The 19200-nt window shown below is 69.1% G+C and carries 13 protein-coding genes; 7 read left to right on the top strand and 6 right to left on the bottom strand.

Translation table 11 applies throughout. From position 1 onward, the window contains the following. Positions 1–77: 77 nt before the first annotated feature. Positions 78–479: a hypothetical protein gene (locus ACIBCJ_RS04805; RefSeq protein WP_365980984.1), complete on the bottom strand. Its 402-nt coding sequence runs from the start codon at positions 477–479 to the stop codon at positions 78–80. A gap of 134 nt (positions 480–613) precedes the next feature. After that, positions 614–784 carry a hypothetical protein gene (locus ACIBCJ_RS04800; RefSeq protein ID WP_365980985.1) on the bottom strand — a complete coding sequence of 57 codons (171 nt, stop codon included), beginning with the start codon at positions 782–784 and terminating at the stop codon, positions 614–616. A gap of 123 nt (positions 785–907) precedes the next feature. Between ACIBCJ_RS04800 and ACIBCJ_RS04795 the strand changes: the two genes are divergently transcribed. The 5 genes from ACIBCJ_RS04795 to ACIBCJ_RS04775 all read left to right on the top strand — a co-directional run bounded on the left by ACIBCJ_RS04795 (position 908) and on the right by ACIBCJ_RS04775 (position 13466). Beyond that, positions 908–3979 (top strand): Z1 domain-containing protein, encoded by a 3072-nt coding sequence (locus ACIBCJ_RS04795; RefSeq protein WP_365980986.1) that lies wholly within the window; start codon positions 908–910, stop codon positions 3977–3979. Between the two features lie 1255 nt (positions 3980–5234). Beyond that, positions 5235–5780, top strand: a complete 546-nt coding sequence (locus tag ACIBCJ_RS04790; RefSeq protein ID WP_365980987.1) for an SLATT domain-containing protein — start codon at positions 5235–5237, stop codon at positions 5778–5780. A gap of 9 nt (positions 5781–5789) precedes the next feature. Further along, entirely contained in the window at positions 5790–6659 is an 870-nt protein-coding gene (locus tag ACIBCJ_RS04785; protein WP_365980988.1) for a nucleotidyltransferase, read from the top strand. A 375-nt stretch (positions 6660–7034) separates the two neighbouring features. Beyond that, complete coding sequence (locus ACIBCJ_RS04780; protein WP_365980989.1) at positions 7035–8282, top strand: nucleotidyl transferase AbiEii/AbiGii toxin family protein; 1248 nt, start codon at positions 7035–7037, stop codon at positions 8280–8282. Positions 8283–8417: 135 nt separating this feature from the next. Continuing rightward, a complete protein-coding gene (locus tag ACIBCJ_RS04775; protein WP_365981095.1) occupies positions 8418–13466 on the top strand; it encodes a hypothetical protein in 5049 nt (1682 codons plus the stop codon). Positions 13467–13542: 76 nt separating this feature from the next. Here ACIBCJ_RS04775 and ACIBCJ_RS04770 read toward each other — a convergent pair whose 3' ends face one another. The 4 genes from ACIBCJ_RS04770 to ACIBCJ_RS04755 form a co-directional block, all read right to left on the bottom strand. Beyond that, positions 13543–15054, bottom strand: a complete 1512-nt coding sequence (locus ACIBCJ_RS04770) for a UvrD-helicase domain-containing protein (RefSeq protein WP_365980990.1) — start codon at positions 15052–15054, stop codon at positions 13543–13545. After that, positions 15051–15533: a hypothetical protein gene (locus ACIBCJ_RS04765; protein WP_365980991.1), complete on the bottom strand. Its 483-nt coding sequence runs from the start codon at positions 15531–15533 to the stop codon at positions 15051–15053. The genes ACIBCJ_RS04770 and ACIBCJ_RS04765 overlap by 4 nt, the downstream gene beginning before the upstream one ends. Further along, entirely contained in the window at positions 15530–16390 is an 861-nt protein-coding gene (locus tag ACIBCJ_RS04760; protein WP_365980992.1) for a DUF6083 domain-containing protein, read from the bottom strand. Before ACIBCJ_RS04760 ends, ACIBCJ_RS04765 begins: the two co-directional genes overlap by 4 nt. A 169-nt stretch (positions 16391–16559) precedes the next feature. Then, a complete protein-coding gene (locus ACIBCJ_RS04755) occupies positions 16560–16823 on the bottom strand; it encodes a helix-turn-helix transcriptional regulator (protein ID WP_014043978.1) in 264 nt (87 codons plus the stop codon). A gap of 192 nt (positions 16824–17015) precedes the next feature. Here ACIBCJ_RS04755 and ACIBCJ_RS04750 point away from each other — a divergent pair, with 192 nt between their 5' ends. Together ACIBCJ_RS04750 and ACIBCJ_RS04745 are read left to right on the top strand one after the other, a co-directional pair. Continuing rightward, on the top strand, positions 17016–18026 hold the full coding sequence (locus tag ACIBCJ_RS04750) for a hypothetical protein (protein ID WP_365980993.1): 1011 nt from the start codon (positions 17016–17018) through the stop codon (positions 18024–18026). A 408-nt stretch (positions 18027–18434) separates the two neighbouring features. Further along, positions 18435–19193, top strand: coding sequence for a TnsA-like heteromeric transposase endonuclease subunit (locus ACIBCJ_RS04745; protein WP_365980994.1), 759 nt, complete (start codon positions 18435–18437; stop codon positions 19191–19193). The last annotated feature ends 7 nt before the right edge of the window (positions 19194–19200 follow it).

Here is a 19200-nt window from a genome sequence, read left to right as displayed (position 1 = left end):
GCTTTCAGTGATGCACAGAAGCTTCATCACCCTGCTCGCGCGGGCCCTTGCTACGGGTCTCTCCTCAGGCCTGCAGGTCAGCGATACGGACCGTCTTGTTCACGCGGAATCCGGCGGGCCGCGCGCCGGGCGTCCCGCCTCGCCTGACGTGCCTCTTCGACCGCGCGGTCGGACAGACACCGCGGGCACACGAGGTCCAGGACACGGCGGCGCAGGGCCCGGCGCAGCCGGGGCCCGGGAGGCAGCGACCACCCGCGGCAGTGACGGTGCACCGTACGTGCGCGGGTGCCCAAGAGCGCGGCGACCACGGACGCGTTGCGGGTGTAGGTGGCCAGGAGGAATGCCATCTGCGCCTGGTGGCCGGCCGGGAACCGCGCGGCCAACTCGAACTGCTCCTCCGGATGGAGGAAGGCATCATGGCGCTCGCAGCGCGGCGCCTTCCTGTTGGTGCGGGCGGGGCCCGGCGAGCTGGCGTTCATGGTGTGGGGAGCCTGCCTGAGGCTGCCTGTGGACAGCGGCGACCTGGCGGGCGCGGCAGGACGGAAGGCGGGACATCTGTGACTTTGACTCCTACTTGGCCACCTTTGACGTGCAGCTGGCCTCTGACCAGTCGTCACCACGGCGCTGCGCTGAGCAGCAGTTGGAGCCAGTTCGGGAGCTCCGCTCCTGCGGTGCTCCCCAGGCCCGTGGCGATTCCGCCGATGAAGCCGAGGATCACGACCGCGGCGGCGCGGCGTAGGCGGGAGGTCTTGCGCTGGGGAGCTTCTGGAGCCGTCTGGGTCATGCTGCGAGCTTGAGGTGCGCGGAGGGTGATGCGCAGCAGGCAACGGTTGCCAATGATGCGCAACGCGTTGCCAATTCGTGCGCAACAGTCTGACAGGGCCAAGTGGTGGCCGACACTGGGTCAGTGACGACCAGTAGACATCGAAGTGGGGCTGGCGCCCTCGGCCCGCTTCACCCGGATGCGGGCCCTGAGCGCCGGGAACTCGTCCTTGTTCTGCGTGAGTTGTTTCAGAGACTCGAGATGCCCCTGCGGAGGTACGCGGACAAGGAAGCGCGCGCCGCCAGCTCCGTAAGCCGCACACTCAGTGGCGAGCGGCCCGCGCAGGAGGACTTCGTGAGGAATCTCCTCCACGACGCGGGCGAGCCCCCTCGGCCGCCGCTGTCCGAGGAGGAGACCGCCCGGGTGTGGGCGTTGTTCCGCAAGGACGAAGAGAGCCGTATGGATCCGGCGAGCCGCATCCGGCTCCTTGAGCGCAGCAGGCGCGAGCTGGAGGAGCGCCTGCGCGAGCTGGAGGACAGCCGGGCCTTCGCGGACACGGACAGTACCGCGGCCGAGCTGGACTCCCTGCGCCACCGGCTGCACCAGCGCGAGCAAGAGCTGGCCCAGGTCGAGCAGGAGCGCGATCAGCTGGCGCGGCGCATCAGGAAGCTACTCTCCGAGGCCGGACTCCAGGACGGCCACAGGCCCGTGGTGATCCGCTCGCCGTTCGCCCGGTGGTACGACCCGGAGGCACGGCCCGATCGGAGGCGGTACTGGCCCGCGTACGTCGACCTCCTGAGGCGGCGGGGGTGGGCGGACCCGAGCATGGCAGACCTGGACGAGGCGACGGACCAGGTGGTGGAGAAGCTGGCCGACCCGAGCGCGGCTGAGGCCTACCAAGCTAAGGGCTTGGTGATCACGCCCGTGGGGTCCGGCGCGAGCGCCCACATCACCGGCACCGTGGCCAAGGCGGTCGACGCGGGCTACCGCCTGGTCATCGTGCTGACGGGACCGAGCAACACGCTGCGCTACCAGCGGCAGCGGACCCTCGACCGCGATCTGGTGGGGCGGGAGAACATCCTGCGCGGCGCAGACGAGTCCGAGGACTCCGAGTACGGGGACGATCCCGACTGGTTCAAGGCGGACGGGTTCCTGCGGCACGGTCGACGTCCCGCCTCGGAAGGTTCGTTCGACATCGTCCGTCTGACGACGCGCGACAACGACTACGCAGGCCTGCGCCAGAGCCTCACCGCGCTCGAGTTCGAGAAGCGGATGCCGCAGCTGCCGCTGAACGATCCTGAGAACCTGCACGCCACGGCCGTACGGCTCATGGTCGTGAAAAAGAACAAAACCATCCTGTCCAAACTGGTCAAGGACCTGCAGAGCATCCAAACGCCGCTGACGGAGACCCCAACACTGATCATCGACGACGGCACCGAGTGGGATCCGGACGTCGTGAACACCCACAGGAAGGCGACCGGAACGGGGAAGGTGGGCCTCACGTCCGTCCAGACCGCCATGGCGGAACTGCTGGGCCTCTTGCCCAGGGCGCAGTACGTCGCCTACGCCACGTCACCCTTCGTCGGCACCCTCATGGACCCAGCCGCCTCGGAGGACCTGTTCCCGAGGGACTTCATCGTTTCCCTGCCGCGCCCCGCCGGCTACGTGAGTGTGGAGGACTTCCACGACATCGACTCGGACGTCCCGGAGGAGCAGCGGACCTTCGCCAACTCTCCGGAGAAGGCGCACGTCCGCAACCTCGTGCTCCGTGACAAGGACGATGACCAGGGCGAACGACAGGCTATGGACATGTTCGTGCTGACCGGCGCGGTGAAGCTGTACCGAGCCGCGCGTGGCGGGGGCGAAGTAAGAACCGATTATCGCCACCACACCATGATCGTTAACTCTTCGGATCAGGTCATCCGGAAGCGGGAACAGGCAGCGCGCTTGCGCCGCCTCTGGTACGAGGGCTCCTACGACCGGGCCGACGGTCTGGGACGGCTCCGCGAGCTCTACGAAAGGGACGTCGAGCCCGTTTCCTGCGAGCGAGCCGGCGGGCTGCCCGTCCCCGAGTCTTTCGACGAGCTCGTCCCGTACGTCGTTGCTGCGTGGTCGCGGATCGACTCCGACGGCAACGCCGTCGTGATCGAGAGCGGATCCACACACGACGAACACGGCGGGTACGAGCTGGATTTCACGCGGCGGCACATCTGGAAGATCCTCGTCTGCGGCTCACGGCTCTCCCACGGCGGCACCGTCGAGGGTCTGACCGTCATCTACCAGGGGCCCCGCACCGATAGCGCGGTGGTTCTGGCCGGGATGGGACGCTGGGCTGGCTTCCGTATCGGCTACCGGGACCTGATGCGGCTCTACTTCGCGCGGGTCCCGAACGATGCCGATGGAGGCCTTTTCCACGCCTTCGCAGCAATCTTCCGCGACCAGCGCTCGTTCCAGGAGGATCTGGCGCGCTACGCCATCGAAGTCGACGGCAGGCCGCAGCTCACGCCCGCCCAAGTGCCTCCGCTGCTCGCGCAGCACCTGGGCTCGGTGGATCCGGAGCAACGACGAAACGGTCTCTTCAACGCCGAACTGGTCGAGATCCGCTCGCCCGGCCGGTGGATCGAGCCGCTCGCCCACCCCGTGGACGCGGCGGTGAAAGCCCGCAACGTCCAGCAGTGGCGGCCGCTGCTGGACGTTCTGGCGGAGCCCCGCGTGCTCAGCGGTCGATCCACCTCCCTCCGCGCCCGCACCGGCCTGGTCCCGCACGCCCGCCTGATGCATGTCTTCTCCGAACTGGAGGGCACCGGGACGCAGTTGCGCCCACACCTCGCCTACCTGGAGCAGCTGGGGCGGGAGCCCGGGGGCCAGTGGCTGCTGGTCGTACCGCAACCCGCTGGTGACGGATGCACGGCGTCGGTTCTCGGCTTTGAATCGCTGTCCCTCTTCCGCCAAGCACGTCGGACCGACCGGGGGGACAGCTTCGGCAGGATCACGAAGCCGTCGCACGAGTCGGCGGTCGAGGCCGCAGTGGGTCGGGCCGACGGGGCGTTGCATCTCCTGGGGGCAGTGCTCCTGTACCCCATTCACGAAGGGGAGGACGGCTCCGTCAAGGACGGTAAGGCGGACCCATCGCAGATCGTCTTGGGGGTCGGCATCTACACCCCGGAGAAGGAGGAGGGCCCGTTGCTTCGCTTCCGGTCCGTACGCAGCCCTTGATACGACCGGCGTTGAAACCGGAAATATCCCCTCGATTCCTGAGTCGGCGACGGGACGCCAGCACGTCGCAACCAGACCCCCAACTTGGCCAGATACGCGTCACATTCCTGGCCAACTTTGGAGCAAGGTCGCAGCATCCGGCTGGCCCAGGTCCGCGCACCGCTTCGACCACCTCCCGGTCGCCGAGGACCATTGATCTACCCCCGTTCGGAGGCATGCGGGGGCGAAGCAGAGCCCTCGGTCGGTCGGACGTACCCGTTCGCCCTGGGCTGCGTGATCACCGCCTCTTAGCCGTCGAACAAGTCGAGCCGCCCGACACACGGACGCGCGCCGTCCTGCGAACGCGGCTGAGCTACCCGCACCCGGGGAGTCCGCCGCGTCGTCACGGACCGCCTGCGGCGCCCGCGGGCAGGCGGTAGCGAGTGTGGGAGTCCGCCGTCTCGCGCGTCCCCGGCAAACACGCACACCCCGGAACACCGGGGCCGAGGCGGGTGAGAACGCCACTCCGCGAACCACCCCGGCGACCTCCGGCGCGGCCGGATGCGGTGCCCCGGCACAGTGGTCGAAACGGCGCAACAGGTGGACCGGTCCGGCCGGAAGCCGTCGCGCCGGGCGCCGAACCCCGCGCCGAGGGCGACAAGCCGCGTCCATGGCCGTGTGAGCGTGCGGCCGGCCGCACCCTGGGCGCCACGGCGCGGCCGGCCGAGCCGTGAGACAGCCACGACAGGCGATGTGCCGCCTCGGCGGTTTACCCACTGCGTTCCCGCGGCGTCCAGCTACGGGATCCGACAGAATGCGCCCTACTACCTCAACCACGCGACGGCGCCGTGCGGCAAAGACCGGTCGCGCCACCGCAGCCTCAGTCCTGGTCATCGCCCCGGACGCACTGAATGCCTCGCTCCATCCGGACAAGCTGGTCGGCCCCGATGCACAGCAGCAGGCATTGGCTGCTGACGGCCGCCCGCATCCGGCACCATGCCGACCCGATCGTCCCGCCCGGCCATCATCTACGTGACGGCAACGCCGGCCCGGCACCGTTGCGGGATCAATCGGCCAACTGGGCCGGGGGGCCGTCTTGCTGGCTCCGTCACCGGCAGCGGTTGGTCTGGGGAAGACGAGTCTTCGTCGACGCAGTTGTTCTCCGCCCGGGCCTTTGGCCCGCGACGCATGGCAGCACGGGACCTCATTGAGAGTCCGTGCGCTGAATGCACGCGGTGGGCGCGGTGGTGTCAGTGCGTACCGGTAGCGTTCCTGCATGCCGGAAACCGCCCAGCCGACCGAAGCCGAACGTCGCCAGGCCATCTCAGACGAGCTGGAACGCCTTGAGGAGAGTGCGAAGTACAGTGCGCAGTCTCAGTTCGAGCAAGCCAAACGCTGGCGCCTCATCAATCTATGGCTGGGTGTCCCGGCAAGCGGTCTGGCAGCCATCGCCGGTGCCACGGCCCTGGTGACGGCCGCCGGGCGCGTGATCGCCGGGCTGGTTGCCCTCGCTGCTGCTGTCCTGGGGGCGATCTTGACCACCATCAACGCATCGCACCGGATGAACCAGGCCGCCGCCGCAGCAAACGCCTACCTCGAGATCCAGACCGCCGCTCGCCAGGCCCGTGAGATCGACCTCCCGGCATGGACCGTGGAGGAGGCTAGGAGCGCGCTGGCTGAAATCACTGCGCGACGCGACGAACAGAACAAAACCGCCGAACCTCCCAGTCGGCGCGCCTACCTGCGGGGCAAAGCGAATATCGACGACGGCGGACAGTCCTACATGGTCGACACGTCCACCAACCGGTCCGAAGGGCGCTAGCGAGCAGACATGGCACTCTCCGTGAATCAGGGGTTCGACCTCTTCTTGCAGCAGTTGACGCCCACCGTGGGTGAACGCGAGGCCAAGGCGCGCCATCGGCGCAGTGTGGAGACCTCGCTGCAGGCCGCGGCCTTCGGGGTGTCGCTGTTCAGGGAGACGGGATCGTTCACTCATGGGACGGGGGTCCGGGGATACTGCGATGTCGATCTTCTGGCCAGCATCAAGGCAGGTCGCCCGAACAGTTCGGACACCGCCTTGGGCTGGGTGAAGTCGGCTCTGCAGGCGAGTTTCCCCTCCACCGAGGTCGTCATACGGCGGCCTACGGTCCAGGTCCGATTCACTGGGGGCGCGGAGACCTGGGAGGTCCTTCCGGCTTTTCTCACGTTCCGTGGCGGTGACACGTCGGTCTACGACATCCCCGGAGCCGCCGGCGGGTGGATGGACACCGCCCCCACGGCTCACCTGGCGTACGTGAACGAGGTCAACCAGCGGCCTGTTGCGGTTGGCGGCGCCAAGAAGCTCGCTCGGCTGGTCAAGGCCTGGAAGTACTACAACAGGGTGCCGGTCTCCTCCTTCTACCTGGAGATGCGTGCCGCCCAGTACATGGCGGATGAGCCGAACTTCATCGCGGTCTGGGACATATGCGGGCTCCTGGAGAAGCTGGATGGCCATCAACTCGCCGGGATGAACGACCCCAAGAACAAAGCCGGACGCTTCGCCGCGTGCTCCAGCGATGCGACTCGCCGAGAGGCGCTCTCCAAGCTCAGGACGGGAGCGATCCGCGCCAGGAAGGCGCTCGACGCTCATCAAAAGGACGATCAGGCCACCGCGTTCACCTATCTCAGTCTCCTATTCGGGGGGCGTTTCCCTAGCCGCTGACTTGCTTTGTAGACGGCCCAGTCAACTATTTCGGTCAGCGTGAGGGATCCGCGCTGTATCTCAACTCGGTCCTCTGAATGACTCGGCGGCGTCCCTGGAATCGTCCTCCCTCGTCGCCCTGTTGAGCAGGGCTCGGGAGCGAATGCGGCACAGCGGCGTGCACGTCATCCGGTCAGGTTGAACAGGCCCCGGCAGCGAGACACCGCCTTCTGGCTGCAAGGCCGTGTGAGTTGGGCGGCCCACCGACGCCGGCAGGCATCGCATCTGCGAAAGCGCTCGCCGTCAATCGCCCAGGCCGAGGGCCGGTATCGTGGTCACGCCTGTGCGTCGCCTGAGGAATCTGCGCCGTTAGCACGTAACTGAGAGAGACGTTCCATGATCAGCCGTGACGAGATCGACGCGAAAAGCGCGGAGCTCGGAGTCGACCCGTCCCATGTTCAGCGGGACTACGTCTTCGGCTGGTTCCTTGCCGGGCTCTATGGAGAGAGCCGTCTCGCCGACCGTCTCGTCCTCAAGGGCGGAAACGCTCTACGGAAGGGGTATTTCGGAGCTACGCGCTTCTCCGAGGATCTCGATTTCGCCTCCCCCGGCCCCATCGACGCCCAGGACTTCCGTGAAGCGCTCAACGAGATCGGGCGAATGGCGCAGGTCAGGACGGGAGTCCAGTTCCATCTCGATCGCACTGAACAGCTCAGCAGGGACAGGATCAACCGCGAGCAGACGGTCTACACGTACCAGTTGCTCTTCACCGACTTCTACGGGACGACCAGCAGCATGCCGGTGAGCCTGCACCTGGACGTCACTGAGTTCACCCGCCTTCAGCTGCCCACGCAATCGCGCACGCTCATTCACCCCTACAGCGACCAGGCGGCCTGCACTGCGGACCTGACGGTGATCAGCTTGGAAGAGGCGCTCGCGGACAAACTCAAGTGTCTTCTGCAGCGCCGCTCCATCCGCGACCTGTTCGACCTCACCTACTCGACGTTCGTCAACAGGGAGATCCCTGTCGACCGGCGCAGCCTGGTGCGCACGTTCCTCCGGAAGACCATCTTCTCCCCCAGCCCCGCCGCGGCCCTGAACCTGCTCGCTGCCATTCCCTTCGACGGCATGCAGTCCCTGTGGGACACGACGATCACCTGCGCCCGCGACAGTCTGCCTGAGTTCACCAGCACGGTGGCACGCTGGAAAAGCGAACTGGACGTGCTCTTCGCCGACTTCCGCACCGGCCACAACGCTCAAGCCGCCTTCTATCCGGCGCACCTACGCACACCGATCATGGAGGCTGGTGCCGAGCGGAAACTGATGCTCCTGACGTACGAGGGGCGGCAGCGCCTGGTCGAGCCCTATGCCCTGCGCTTCAAAAGGCGCGAGGACGGGGTCGCACAGGAGTATCTGTACGTCTACGACCGCACCGGGGGGCGCTCCCGTCCCGGCATCAAGTCCCTCTTCCACCACCGGATCAGCGATCTGAGCGTCACGGACGACCACTTCGAGCCGCGATACGAGGTCGAACTCGCAAAGGCCGGCGAATTCAGCGACCGCCTCGGGTTCAGCCGCGGTCGCACCATCGGCCGCCGCCCCACCACAGCCAGGACCAGACCGCGCACGGGACGACGACGTTAGTCCGAACTCGGCCTCGAACCACTGACGGCATCTGCGAGTTCGGCCACAGCGGCGGGCCCGTACCTCGCTGGCCCCCAGCACTGGCACACCCTCGCCTGTCAGTTCGGCCATCTACGCTGGAATTTCGTGCGCGCCATGGGGCGGCAGAACGGTCTGAGGACGGCAGTGACGGGAAACGACAGCAGGGCACACAACTGGCAGAGCATCCGGGAGTGGGACGGAAGCCAGCACCGCGCCTTTGAAGAACTGTGCTTCCAGCTCCGAAAGCCGGCACCTCCGGGCTGGGAGACGATCAAGACGGCCGCCCCGGACGGCGGTGTCGAATGGTACGACCATGCGCCCGACGGCAGTGCCGCGCACGGATACCAGGTCAAGTTCGTCCACAGCATCGAAGACCTGATCCCCCAGGCGAAGAAGAGCGCCGCGACGGTCGGCGAGAACATCGCGAACCGGAAGATCGTCCGACTTGAGTTCCTGACGCCCTTCGACCTTTCCGACCCCACCCCCGTCACCCCGCGTGGAAGGCCGCGCACCGGCGCAAGGGAGCGGTGGAACAAAAACGTCGCCCAGTGGAAGGAGCAGTTGCCCGGTCTCGCCGACGTCGACATCTGCTACGTCGGCGGAGGTGAGCTGCTGGAACGGCTGACCCGGCCTGGAAATGAGGGACGTCAGTGGTTCTTCTTCGAAAGGCGCGCGCTGGGCAGCGAGTGGTTCCGGGAACAGGTCACGCTTGCTGAGCGTCTGGCCGAGTCGCGGTACACACCCGAACATCATGTGGCGTTGCCGCTCGCTCAGGTGGCGGACGCGTGCGCCCTGCCGCAGGAATTCTTGCGGCAGGGCGTCCAGCGGGCCCGGGACCTGCAGGCCGCCGTTGAGACTCTCCTCGCCGAGATGACGCGGTGGCGCAGCCACTATCCCGCGCCGGACAGCAGCCCGGCGCACCAGGCGCTGTCGCAGTGGGTGCAGTCGTGGACGCTTCCGTTGCGGGAGGGCGCGCAAACCTTGGTCCACGACCTGTCCACGGTATCCGCGGCGTCCGGTTTCCCAGCTGAGCAGGCAGCTGCGGTGGCTGAGGACATGCTGGAGCGGCTGGGCGAATTCAGGGGCCTGGCCGACCGGTTCGCGGAGGAACCGCCCGAAACCGCTGAGGCTTCCGCGGCACCTGTGGCACAGCCGGGCAGGGGCGGGCCGGTGACGGCTTCGCAGAGTGTGGCGGCGTTGTGTGAGGGCGCTCTGGCTCGTGCCCGCAGCGCCTGCGCGCGGGTGGAGGACCTGATGCAGAGTGTCCCTGCGCAGGCAGCGCAGAAGAGAGCGTGGCTGCTGCTGGGGGAAGCCGGGCAGGGCAAGACGCACCTGCTGGTCGACGCCGCGCGAAGGGCCGTGAACGATGGCCGGCCGGCGCTGGTGGTCTTCGGGCAGGAGCTCAGCGGGCACAACACGTTGAGTGAGATCGCGCAGAAGCGCGGACTGGGCCCCCTTCCCGAGCGGGACTTCCTCCAGGCGATGGACGCCGCCGACGCGGCCAGCGGCTGCCGCTTCCTGTTGATCATTGACGCCCTCAACGACTCCGACGATGCCGGGAACTGGAAGAGCGAACTGCTCGCTCTCCAGGGGCATCTGGCCGGGTACCGGCACATCGCATTGGTGGTGTCCTGCCGCTCGACCTTCAGGTCTTTGGTGGTTCCTGACCGTTTCGACGGGCCGGCTTCGGTGCATTCCGGCTTCGCCGGACGGGAGATGGAAGGTCTCGAAAGCTACCTTCGGGGCAATTCAGCTGCTCTTCCCAACACCCCCCTGCTTGCCTCGGTCTTCACCAACCCGCTGTTCGTGAAGCTGTATGCGGACAGCCTGAGCAAGAGCCAGCACCGGGGCGCGGCCGGCTCGGGCGGCCATCCGCGTGACCGCAGCGCGGTGTTCGACGCCTATGTCGATCACCGGGCAGAGACCATCTGCAGCCGGCTCGGACTGGACCCTCTCGAGCGGCCCGTGCATCGCGCGGTGGACGCCCTTGCCTCACGCATGGCCGCCGCACGGCTTTCCGTGCTTCCGCGTGATGAAGCCCGCACCCTTGTCGACGCCTACGCTCCAGCGGCCACGGCGTGGCCGGACACCATGCTCGGACAACTCCTCGCTCAGGGCATCGTGTCCAACGAGCGGACCTACAAGGCCGCGGAAAGCATCGGCATCGGTTTCCCCTACCAGGCGTTGGGCGACGATCGCGTGGTGCGGTCCGTCTTCGCTGCCCACCAGGACGAGATCGACTCGCTGCGTGAGGGCCGGCCGCTGGACGCCGACTCCCCTTTGCGGAGCTGGCTGCGCCAGGCCGCCCCGAACTATCAGGAAGCTGCATCGATTCTCCTGCCCGAACAGGCCGGCACGGAACTCATCGACCTGCTGGCGTGCCCTCCCCCTCCGGCCACGGACACCGCCGGGCCCGGCCGCCGCGCGGACACGCAGGGCTACCGGCTGGCCCGGAGCTTCTTGGAAACGCTTCCCCTGCGCAGCACACGAAGCGTCAACGAACGCACCATCGCGCTCCTCAACGAGACGGCCGCCCGGCACGGGCGCACTGCCGACGTACTGGAGGCCGTTTTGGCGGTCACCGCGGAGCCGGGGCATCTGCTGAACGCCGACCGTCTCCACCGGGTGCTGGTGAAAAGGCCGCGGCCCGAACGCGACGCGTGGTGGGGCGTCGAGACCTACGCGATGCTGTGGGACGTCACGGCGCTGCACCGGCTGCTGCGCTGGGCCGAGCAGTACCCCACCCCGCATACTCTGCTCCCCGCATCCTGTCCGGCCCGGCCTCGGCTCGGGGATCGCACACGCCGGCCTGTGACAGCGCCTGGCGCCACGGATGAGGAAGTCGTCCGGCTGGCGGCGACGACGCTGGTGTGGACCCTCACGTCCTCCAACCGGTTCCTGCGGGACCGGGCGACCAAAGCCCTCGTGCAGCTACTCCTGGGCCACGGGGACGTTCTGGTGACCCTCCTGGACAGATTCCTGCACGAGGATGTCGAGAAGGTCGACGATCCCTACCTCTTCGAGCGCCTGGTGTGGGTGGCCTACGGGGTGGTGGCCCGGCGCGGCGAGGGCGAGGAGCAGCACGGCCTCCTTGGGCAGGTCGCGCGGCGACTCATCGAGTACCTCTACGGTGACATCGCCTCGCCCGCGCACGCCTCACGGAACGCGCTGCTGTGCGACGCGGCCACCCGCGTCGTCACCATGGCGCACGGCACTGGAGCCATCACCGGCGAAGAAGCAGGCATGGTCAGGCATCCGCACGCCTGTCCCGAGGTCGGGCGGGCTCCTGCGAAGGAGGACCTCGACGTCCTCTTCCCCCGGCGGGAGCAGAACGAGTCACTGTGGGGATCGGTTCGCTCGTCCCTGTCATCGCTGGGAGACTTCGCGGACTACGAGGTCCGCCCGGCCGTCCACCACTTCAGCATGTTGCCGCTCGCATCCGACTATCCCCGGAGGCCCTCGTGGCAGCGCCGCGATGATCCTGTCGTGGTGGACCCGGCCCGCATCCCGGCCTTCGCGGAAAGTCTCCCGGAGTCCGTCCGGCCAGCTCTGAGCACACCGGCCGCCGTCGAGCAGCTCCTCACCGGGTGGAAGGCGAGGCAAGTCCTCGACCAGGACCAGTACGCGCTGCTGCAGGACTGTCGGGTGCCGCCGGCTGTGGACGAACGCCTCGCCGATGCCCAAGTGGACGCGGAGTGGGCCGCCAGGTGGGTGCTCGCCCGTGTCGCCAGCTTGGGCTGGTCGCCCGCGCTCTTTGCGGAGTTCGACAATTCCCGGGGACGCATGTCCGGCTCCCGTCAGTCCCACAAGGGCGAACGGATCGGCAAGAAGTACCAGTGGATGGCTCTCCACGAGTTGGTGGAGCGGCTGGCGAACCACCGGCACCCCCATCGGAGCGGTGAGCACGACCCGGCCGAATACCCCGGAGCGGCACGACTGTCGTTGCTCGACATCGATCCCTCCCTTCCCCCGGCCCGGCACCCGTTCGCCGGTGCTGACGAAGAAAGCGGCAGCAACGAGGCCGACAACGCCACCTTTGCGCCCGCCGACCCTTCGCATCCTCTGGCACCGCCCGTCCCGGCGCTGCCTGACGCCGACGGTATCGAAGAGTGGATCAGCCATCCTGGCAACCTGCCTGACCTCGGTGAACTGGGTGTACGAACCGACGGCCAGGGCAGGAAATGGGTCGTGCTCCACGAGCAGGCCACCGATGACCACGACGGCCGAGGATGGAGCGCCACCCACGGCCAAGCTGAGCAGTGGCACCGCATCCACAGCTGGATCGTGTCCGACGATCAGTTCACCAGTCTGCTCACCTGGCTTGAAGGCCGTGCCCTCACGCATCGGATGATGCCTGATGGCCCCGACCGCCACAGTCTCCTCCTCGCCGACTTCCCCACCGTGCCCGGTCCTTGGACCGACCCCGAACCGGACTCCTGGCACGTGAGCACATTTCAGCATGAAGAACATGAAACCGCCCAGGACGCCCTCGACGTCTCGGCCGATGACGACGACCTGGCCTCGCCGGAGAAAGTCCCTGGACCGGCTGCCGACGTCGAGACCGTCGACGCTCTCGCCATGTGGCGGAAGAAGAGGGAAGAGAGGCAGGCTGAGTCGCTCGTCGACCTGGCAGAGCAGTGGGCGGACGGCCCGGTCGACGACAAGGACGACTGGCTCGAACGCGCCCTCGCCGCACAGCCGCGGGTCCGGATCGACCGCGCCACGGACCCCGCCGGACAACCCGTCACCGCCATCCCGACCGACCAGACCTACAGCTGGAGTGCGCAGAGCTCCGACTGCTCCCTTGACGCGCCCGTCTCCGTGACGCTGCTCAATGACCCGCTCCTGAGAGACAGCGGACTGCGACGCGACCCTGACCGTCCCTGCTGGTACGACGCCGACGGGCACCTCCAGGTGCAGTACCTGACGTGGGACCGTCCAAGCGGCACGGCCTATAGCCTCCTCGCCTCCAGAGAGTGGCTCGAACAGCTGCTCCAGCGCATCGGCCACTGCCTGGTCCAGGGAATGCTCGGCGAACGACAGACCGTGGCCGCCGAACACCCCTTCACCTGCAGAGAATTCAGCCAGAGCGCAGGCCACACCGCGCAGGGGCGGCGGACCTCGGGAACAGCCGTCACTGCACTCAGGAGAAGCCTCCGATAGCGCCCCGGCTGGGGCGGGGTGTATCTCCTCGCACGGTTTCAGCTGCTTACGGGCAGGTTCCTGGCGGCAGGTCACCTCATCGTGACCCCGTCCGGTGATCATCAGGGCGGTCCTGGCTCGGTGGGGTGCCGTCCGGGTGGTCGTAGATCCAGGAGAGGCCCCCCAGGTCAAGGCGTCGGCGGGTGCGGGTGACGGCGACGTAGGCGAGACGGGCCTCGGCGTCGTCGACGGGGTCGGGGACGGGCGCCGGTGTGCTTCCTGCCGGGTCGTCGGCGGTGTCGTTCGGGGAGCGGGCGAAGTCCTCGGCGATGAGGACGCTGGGCCATTCGCGTCCCTTGGCCTTGTGGGCGGTGGAGACGGTGACGTGTGCGTGCGGTTCGGGGGCGAGTTGGGTGATGGCGGCGAGGATGGCGTCGGCGCCGTGGGTGTCGACGAGGTTGACCAGGGGCTGGAGGTCGCGGCCGGCGGGGTCGTGGGCGGCGTAGTCCTGCAGATCGCCCCAGCAGGGGAAGAGGAGCAGTTCGGGATGGTGGGTGCGGCGGCCTTCCTTGAGGTCGCGGGCCGCGAGGGCCAGGGCCTGCAGGCTGTCTCCTCCCCCGGCCAGGGCGACCCGGTGTCCGACTGCCATGTGGGTCATGACCTGGGCCATGGCGCCCACGTTGGTGCGGCACAGGACGGCGTCCGGCTGTGTGACGAGGCCGAGTTCGGTGGGCACGGCGGGGGTGCCGGTGAGGCGGATCGGCGCGTCGGCCAGGTGCAGCCAACGGTTTGCTTCGGCGGCGAGGTCGGGGCCGAAGCGGAAGGACTGGGACAGGGCGAGCTGGGTGCCGTCGAAGCCGGTCATGATGTCCTTGGCGCCGCGCCAGTGGTAGATGGCCTGGGCGGAGTCGCCGACCATGACCAGCTGGGCGTGGTCGCGCTGGGCGAGGAAGATCTGTTCGACGACGGGGTTGGTGTCCTGGGCCTCGTCCAGCAGCAGGAAGTCGGCGTAGATGCGCGGCCGGGTGAGGGCCCAGATCTTCAGGTAGTGGTCGTGGTCGAAGCGGACGGCGCCGTCGTCGGGGTGTTGCAGGTCGGCCCACGCCTTGTGGGCGAACGGCACGATGTGGGCGGCGAGTTGGGTGTGGAGGTCGGTGTCGTCCAGGCCGCGCAGCCGGGGCACGTGATGGGGGGTGATGGCTTCGTCGGCGGTGTGGCAGAAGCGGGCGACGGTGCGCAGGGTGGCGTTGGAGAGGGCTCGTTGCGTCACCTCGCGGTCGCCGATGCGGACGGCTTTGTTGATGCCGAGCATCTGTCCGGTCTGCCAGGCGGGGCGGCGGGGTGCGTTCAGGCGGTGGGTGTAGCGGTGGCCGACGGCCGCGTAGGCCAGGGCGTGGGCGGTTTTGCACTGGACGGTGTCGGGGAAACGACTGCGGGCGTCCTGGGCGATGGCCCGGTTGTAGGCGAGGTAGCGGCCGCGGCGTGTGGTGGCGTGGGCGAGCAGGGCCAGGGTGGTGGTCTTGCCCGTGCCGGCGCCGGCCTGCAGGGCGAGGTGCTGGCCGGCGTGGAAGGCGTCGGCCGCTGCCGTCTGTTCGTCGGTCGGGTTCATGCGGGGGCTGCTCCGGGGGTGCGGGTCAGGGCGTGGCCGACGGCTGCCAGGAGGTGTGCGGCCGTGGTGTGGGCCAGCAGTTGCTGCACGGCCCGGTCGAGCCGGTGGGCCTCGTCGCTGGCGTGCTGGGCCAGCGCGCGGTGCAGGGCCAGCTTCACGAAGATTTCCGGGCTCTGCCCCGCTTCATGGGCAGCCTGGCGGATCGCAGCATGGACGGCGGGTGGGAAGGCGACGTTGAGCAGGACCTGTCCTGCGGCATCCGGGTAGTGGGTGGTGATCACGTCCACGGGAAGCCGTGCGGCGAGGCGTTGGCGCAGCCGGTGCGCGGCGCGGTGGGGGGTTTTGGCGCGTACGAGGGTCATGAGGCGGGTTGTGTCGTGGTTGATGGCGAACGGCAGCACGCGGACGGCTTCGCGGAGTTCGGCTGAGCTCAGAGGGCGGGTCAGGACGACTTCCAGGGCGTGGTGCGGCATCGTCACCGCTCTCTGCTGTCATGTGCCGGTGGACAGGGCAGATCGGTACGCAGGTGCTCGGCGTGCAGAAGGGGATCAAAGACCTGCCATCCGGCCAGTGCCAGATCGGCGGTGCCGTGGGGGACGGCGTGCGCGGAGCAGCGCTGGATGCGCCAGCGTCGTTGTTCGGCGTGAGGCAGCCGGCTGAGGTCGTAGACGGCCATCGTCTGTTCGGGCAGAGCAAGCTCGCCGCGCCGGGGGCCGACAGGCAGCAGGCTCCAGGATCCGGCCGGGCCGTCCGGGTCGAGGACGGGGCGGGGGCAGCGGCGGCGGTGGTTCGTCTGGGCTACGCAGCGGACGGCCTCCACGGGGCCGTCGGCGAGGTAGAGGCACAGCAGCATCCGTACGACCGGGTGGTCGGGGGAGCCGGTGCCGGTGGGCGCTGTTGTGGTGGGAAAAGCCGTGGGCGTGAAGGCGCCGGTGTCGATCAGGCGGCGGGTCCGTACAGCGAGTTGGCGGCGCGCCGACTCAAGGGGCCGGCTGATCCGGCAGATGGGGGTGCGCTGCGGGCAGAGCACGGCGTGCGGAATGCGGCACCAGGTACGGCCGTCGTCATGCGGGTGGGCGATGCCGGAACTCAGGTGCCAGCGGCAGGGGGCGGGGACCTGGGCAGTGGCGAGTTCGGCGGGATGCAGGGCGATGGGCCGCCCGTCCGTACGTGGGTAGAGGTCGATGCGGTTGCCGCATTGGGGGCAGCGGCGGCTCTGGCCGGTGCGCAGCAGGCGGCTGGGGCTGGTGGTGGCCACCCGCAGCGGACGGCGCACCGGTGCGGTGCGGGGGCTGCCGTCCCAGTGGCAGCCGGCGGGGGCGGTGTTGGGGCGCATGGCGAGGACCGTGCCAGGCGCCCCCTGCCGGAGGCGGGGCAGGCGGGCCGACAGTCCCCCGGCCGGCCCAGCGGTATCGAACGGCGACGCGGTTCTGCGAGTGTGCGTTCTACGCGTGCTCGCCGGTTCGGGTGATTTATGCCGCGCTGCAGGCCTGGCGGGACCGGAGTCAGGCGCCCTTGGATCCGGGCGGGGTGTGGCCTTCACAGAGCGAGCCGAGCAGCTGCTCGATGGGGACGTCAAAGGCGTGCGCGAGGGCATGCCAGGTGGTGACGGTGCCGGCGGCTCGGCCGTGTTCGAGGTCGATCAGCGTGCGCCGGGCCAGGCCGCTGCGGCCGGCGAGTTCGTCGAAGGTCCACCCGCGCTCATTCCTCAACCGCGCCAGCGTCACACGCAGGGCGTCGCGGTCCGGGTCGGGGGGCAAGATCGTCACTCCACCATCCGACGGTGCAGACACCTGCCCTGTCAGTGCGGATTTCTGCACTATCAGTGCAGGTGAGCGCACCGGGCCCCCACTTCTGCGCGAGTGCAGGAATCTGCACTACGGTGCGGGCGGCTCCCGCGTGCGCACCGGGAGACCACCGCGCGACGCCGGCGCAGACCAGAGCGGAGGGACAACGAGCCGATGCGGCTTGCCAGCACACACGCCACGGTGCAGCGCATCTGGACAGTGCGCCTGCGCCCGCAGACGGGCGGACCGGCCCTGGCCTGCCCCCGCTGCACGCACAGCCCCGTCCTGCAGGCCGTCTCCGCCCGCTCGGCCGCCCTCACTCATCTGGCCCGCCATGCCCGCGCCGACACGTTGCCCGGGTATCTGCGCACCTGCCAGTGCCGGGCGCTGGGCTGCCGCTGGCACCCCCGCCACCGCGGCTGTGCGGGGCCCGTTCTGCTCGCCCTGACCTGCGACCGCGGCGGCCGTACCTGGCGACTGGCCGATGCCTGCGCCGCCTGCGCGGCGGCGATGAGCCGCACCGCCGTCGTACCGCCCACCCTGCTCCGCGCCGACCGCACCCCGACGCACTCCAGTACGTCGCGCTCTGCGCGCATCGCACCGCCATTCGGCCCGGCAGAGCAGCAACGCGTACGCGAAATGCTCACCTACCTGGCCACAGCACTGCCGCGTTTCTCCTCCCCCGCGGCCCGGCTGCTCGCCCTGCAGTGCGCACTGCGCGCTGACCGCCAGGGGCAGATCCGCCTGCCCCACGGCTTCCTGCGCGGCATGCGGCTGCACGGCCGCGCAGAGCTGTGGCTGGAGCTGGAACACGCCGGCTGGCTGCACCGCTTCAGACGCAGATGCTCTCCCATCCAGGCGCAGTTGCTCGATGCCCCCGTCCTCCACCAAGATCCCGGACGCACCGCGCGCGTCCGCGCCGCCCAATGGGCGCTGCGCCCCGCCCCGCTGATCCTCTCGCCCGCCCTGCCCTCCGCTCTACGGCTGGCCGCACTGGCACTGGCCGCCCACAGCACCGCTGGGGCGGGCGGGGGTGAGCTCGATGCTCTCGCCCGCCAGTGCGGGCAGCCGCCTCAGCAGTTGGAGGACCTCCTCGACCAGTTGGTCCGCGCCCGTCTCGTGACCACCTGGCGCCTCCATCACGACGGTGACGAGGTGCGGTGGGAGCTGCCCGGGCACTCCTGATCGGGCAGAAGTCGTCCAGCGGGCCGAAGTCGGCTTCTTGGCAGGCGAGTTCAGCAGCCGAGCCGCCGCGCGGGATGGCGACCGGGCAGCGCCCGGCGTCCTTCGTTGTCGCCGACTTGTTCACCCTTTCAGGTGTATCCGGCAGGCGGGAAAGTCCTCGCAGCGCGGAGCGGAGCAGCATGGGCATGCCGGGCTACGGCAGCAGTCATCACCGAAAAAGGCAGGGGCGGGTGAACAGGTGACGGGAGCTTGGCTGTCCGGCTCCTGCCAACCCGTGCCGGTGCGGGGGCAGTCGACGGCGGGCGGGTTTCGTGGGGCGGCCGGTGCAGGTCAGGGACTGGGCCCAAAGGGGCTGCCGACCGGACAGGTATGCGGGACCCTGCGGCGGCACGGCAAGGGGTGGGCAGCGTGAACGCGGCGGAGGGTCCCGGCGGCCTGATGGAAGGCGAGGCCGTGCCGAAGGCGGGGCAGGGTGTCGTGGTTTTGTACCGCGAGCCCTACGGGCCGGTGCGCCTGCGCAGCGCGGCCGGGCTTCGGGGCGTGGCACTGGAGGAGTTCGGGCCGGTGAGCGAACCGGTGCCCTACCGGGGCCGCAAGGGCATCATCACCTACTGGCCGGTGGCGACCCGGGAGCAGACCGTGGTGTGCGGCAGCCTGCGGCAGTGGCGGCTGGCGATAGAGCTGGACTTCGAGCCGGCCTGGGCGGCGTTCAGCGCCGGCCCGGTGGAACTGCGGTGGCGGGCCGGAGAACGCCTTCGCCGCTGGCGCCCCGACTTCGTGGCGCGCACGGCCGAGGGCGAGCGTGAGGTGCTGGTGCTGAAGCCGCCCCGACAGGAGAGCCTGCCCGCGGTGAGACTCGAGGTGCTTCAGGAGGTGGCGCAGGCGGCCGGGTGGCGGGTGCGGCAGGTGCGTGAACCGTCGGGGCTGCGCGCGCGGAACCTGGGCTGGCTGGCCGGTTACCGGTTTGCCGTGGGCGACGAGGAGGGCCTGGGGCGGGCGCTGCTGGAGGCGTTCAGGGCGCCGACCGGTCTGCGGGCGGGGGTGGCGGCCAGCGGGCTGGACGAGATGACCGGGCTGGACCTCGCCTACCGGATGCTTTGGCAGCGGCGGCTGCTGTTCGATGCCGCGTATCCGCTGCTGCCCGACGCCGTGGCCTGGACGGCCTGAACGACCA

It is taken from the genome of Streptomyces sp. NPDC051136 (genome assembly GCF_044455745.1).
GTDB lineage: Bacteria > Actinomycetota > Actinomycetes > Streptomycetales > Streptomycetaceae > Streptomyces.
This window is presented reverse-complemented; position numbering and strand designations above follow the sequence as displayed.

Bases quoted from the DNA above. Each gene is read 5' to 3' on its own strand.
- ACIBCJ_RS04750 (WP_365980993.1), top strand. From the start codon at position 17,016: ATGCGGCTTGCCAGCACACACGCCACGGTGCAGCGCATCTGGACAGTG.
- ACIBCJ_RS04760 (WP_365980992.1), bottom strand. From the start codon at position 16,390: ATGCGCCCCAACACCGCCCCCGCCGGCTGCCACTGGGACGGCAGCCCC.
- ACIBCJ_RS04790 (WP_365980987.1), top strand. From the start codon at position 5,235: ATGCCGGAAACCGCCCAGCCGACCGAAGCCGAACGTCGCCAGGCCATC.
- ACIBCJ_RS04800 (WP_365980985.1), bottom strand. From the start codon at position 784: ATGACCCAGACGGCTCCAGAAGCTCCCCAGCGCAAGACCTCCCGCCTA.
- ACIBCJ_RS04775 (WP_365981095.1), top strand. From the start codon at position 8,418: ATGGGGCGGCAGAACGGTCTGAGGACGGCAGTGACGGGAAACGACAGC.
- ACIBCJ_RS04805 (WP_365980984.1), bottom strand. From the start codon at position 479: ATGAACGCCAGCTCGCCGGGCCCCGCCCGCACCAACAGGAAGGCGCCG.
- ACIBCJ_RS04770 (WP_365980990.1), bottom strand. From the start codon at position 15,054: ATGAACCCGACCGACGAACAGACGGCAGCGGCCGACGCCTTCCACGCC.
- ACIBCJ_RS04785 (WP_365980988.1), top strand. From the start codon at position 5,790: ATGGCACTCTCCGTGAATCAGGGGTTCGACCTCTTCTTGCAGCAGTTG.
- ACIBCJ_RS04780 (WP_365980989.1), top strand. From the start codon at position 7,035: ATGATCAGCCGTGACGAGATCGACGCGAAAAGCGCGGAGCTCGGAGTC.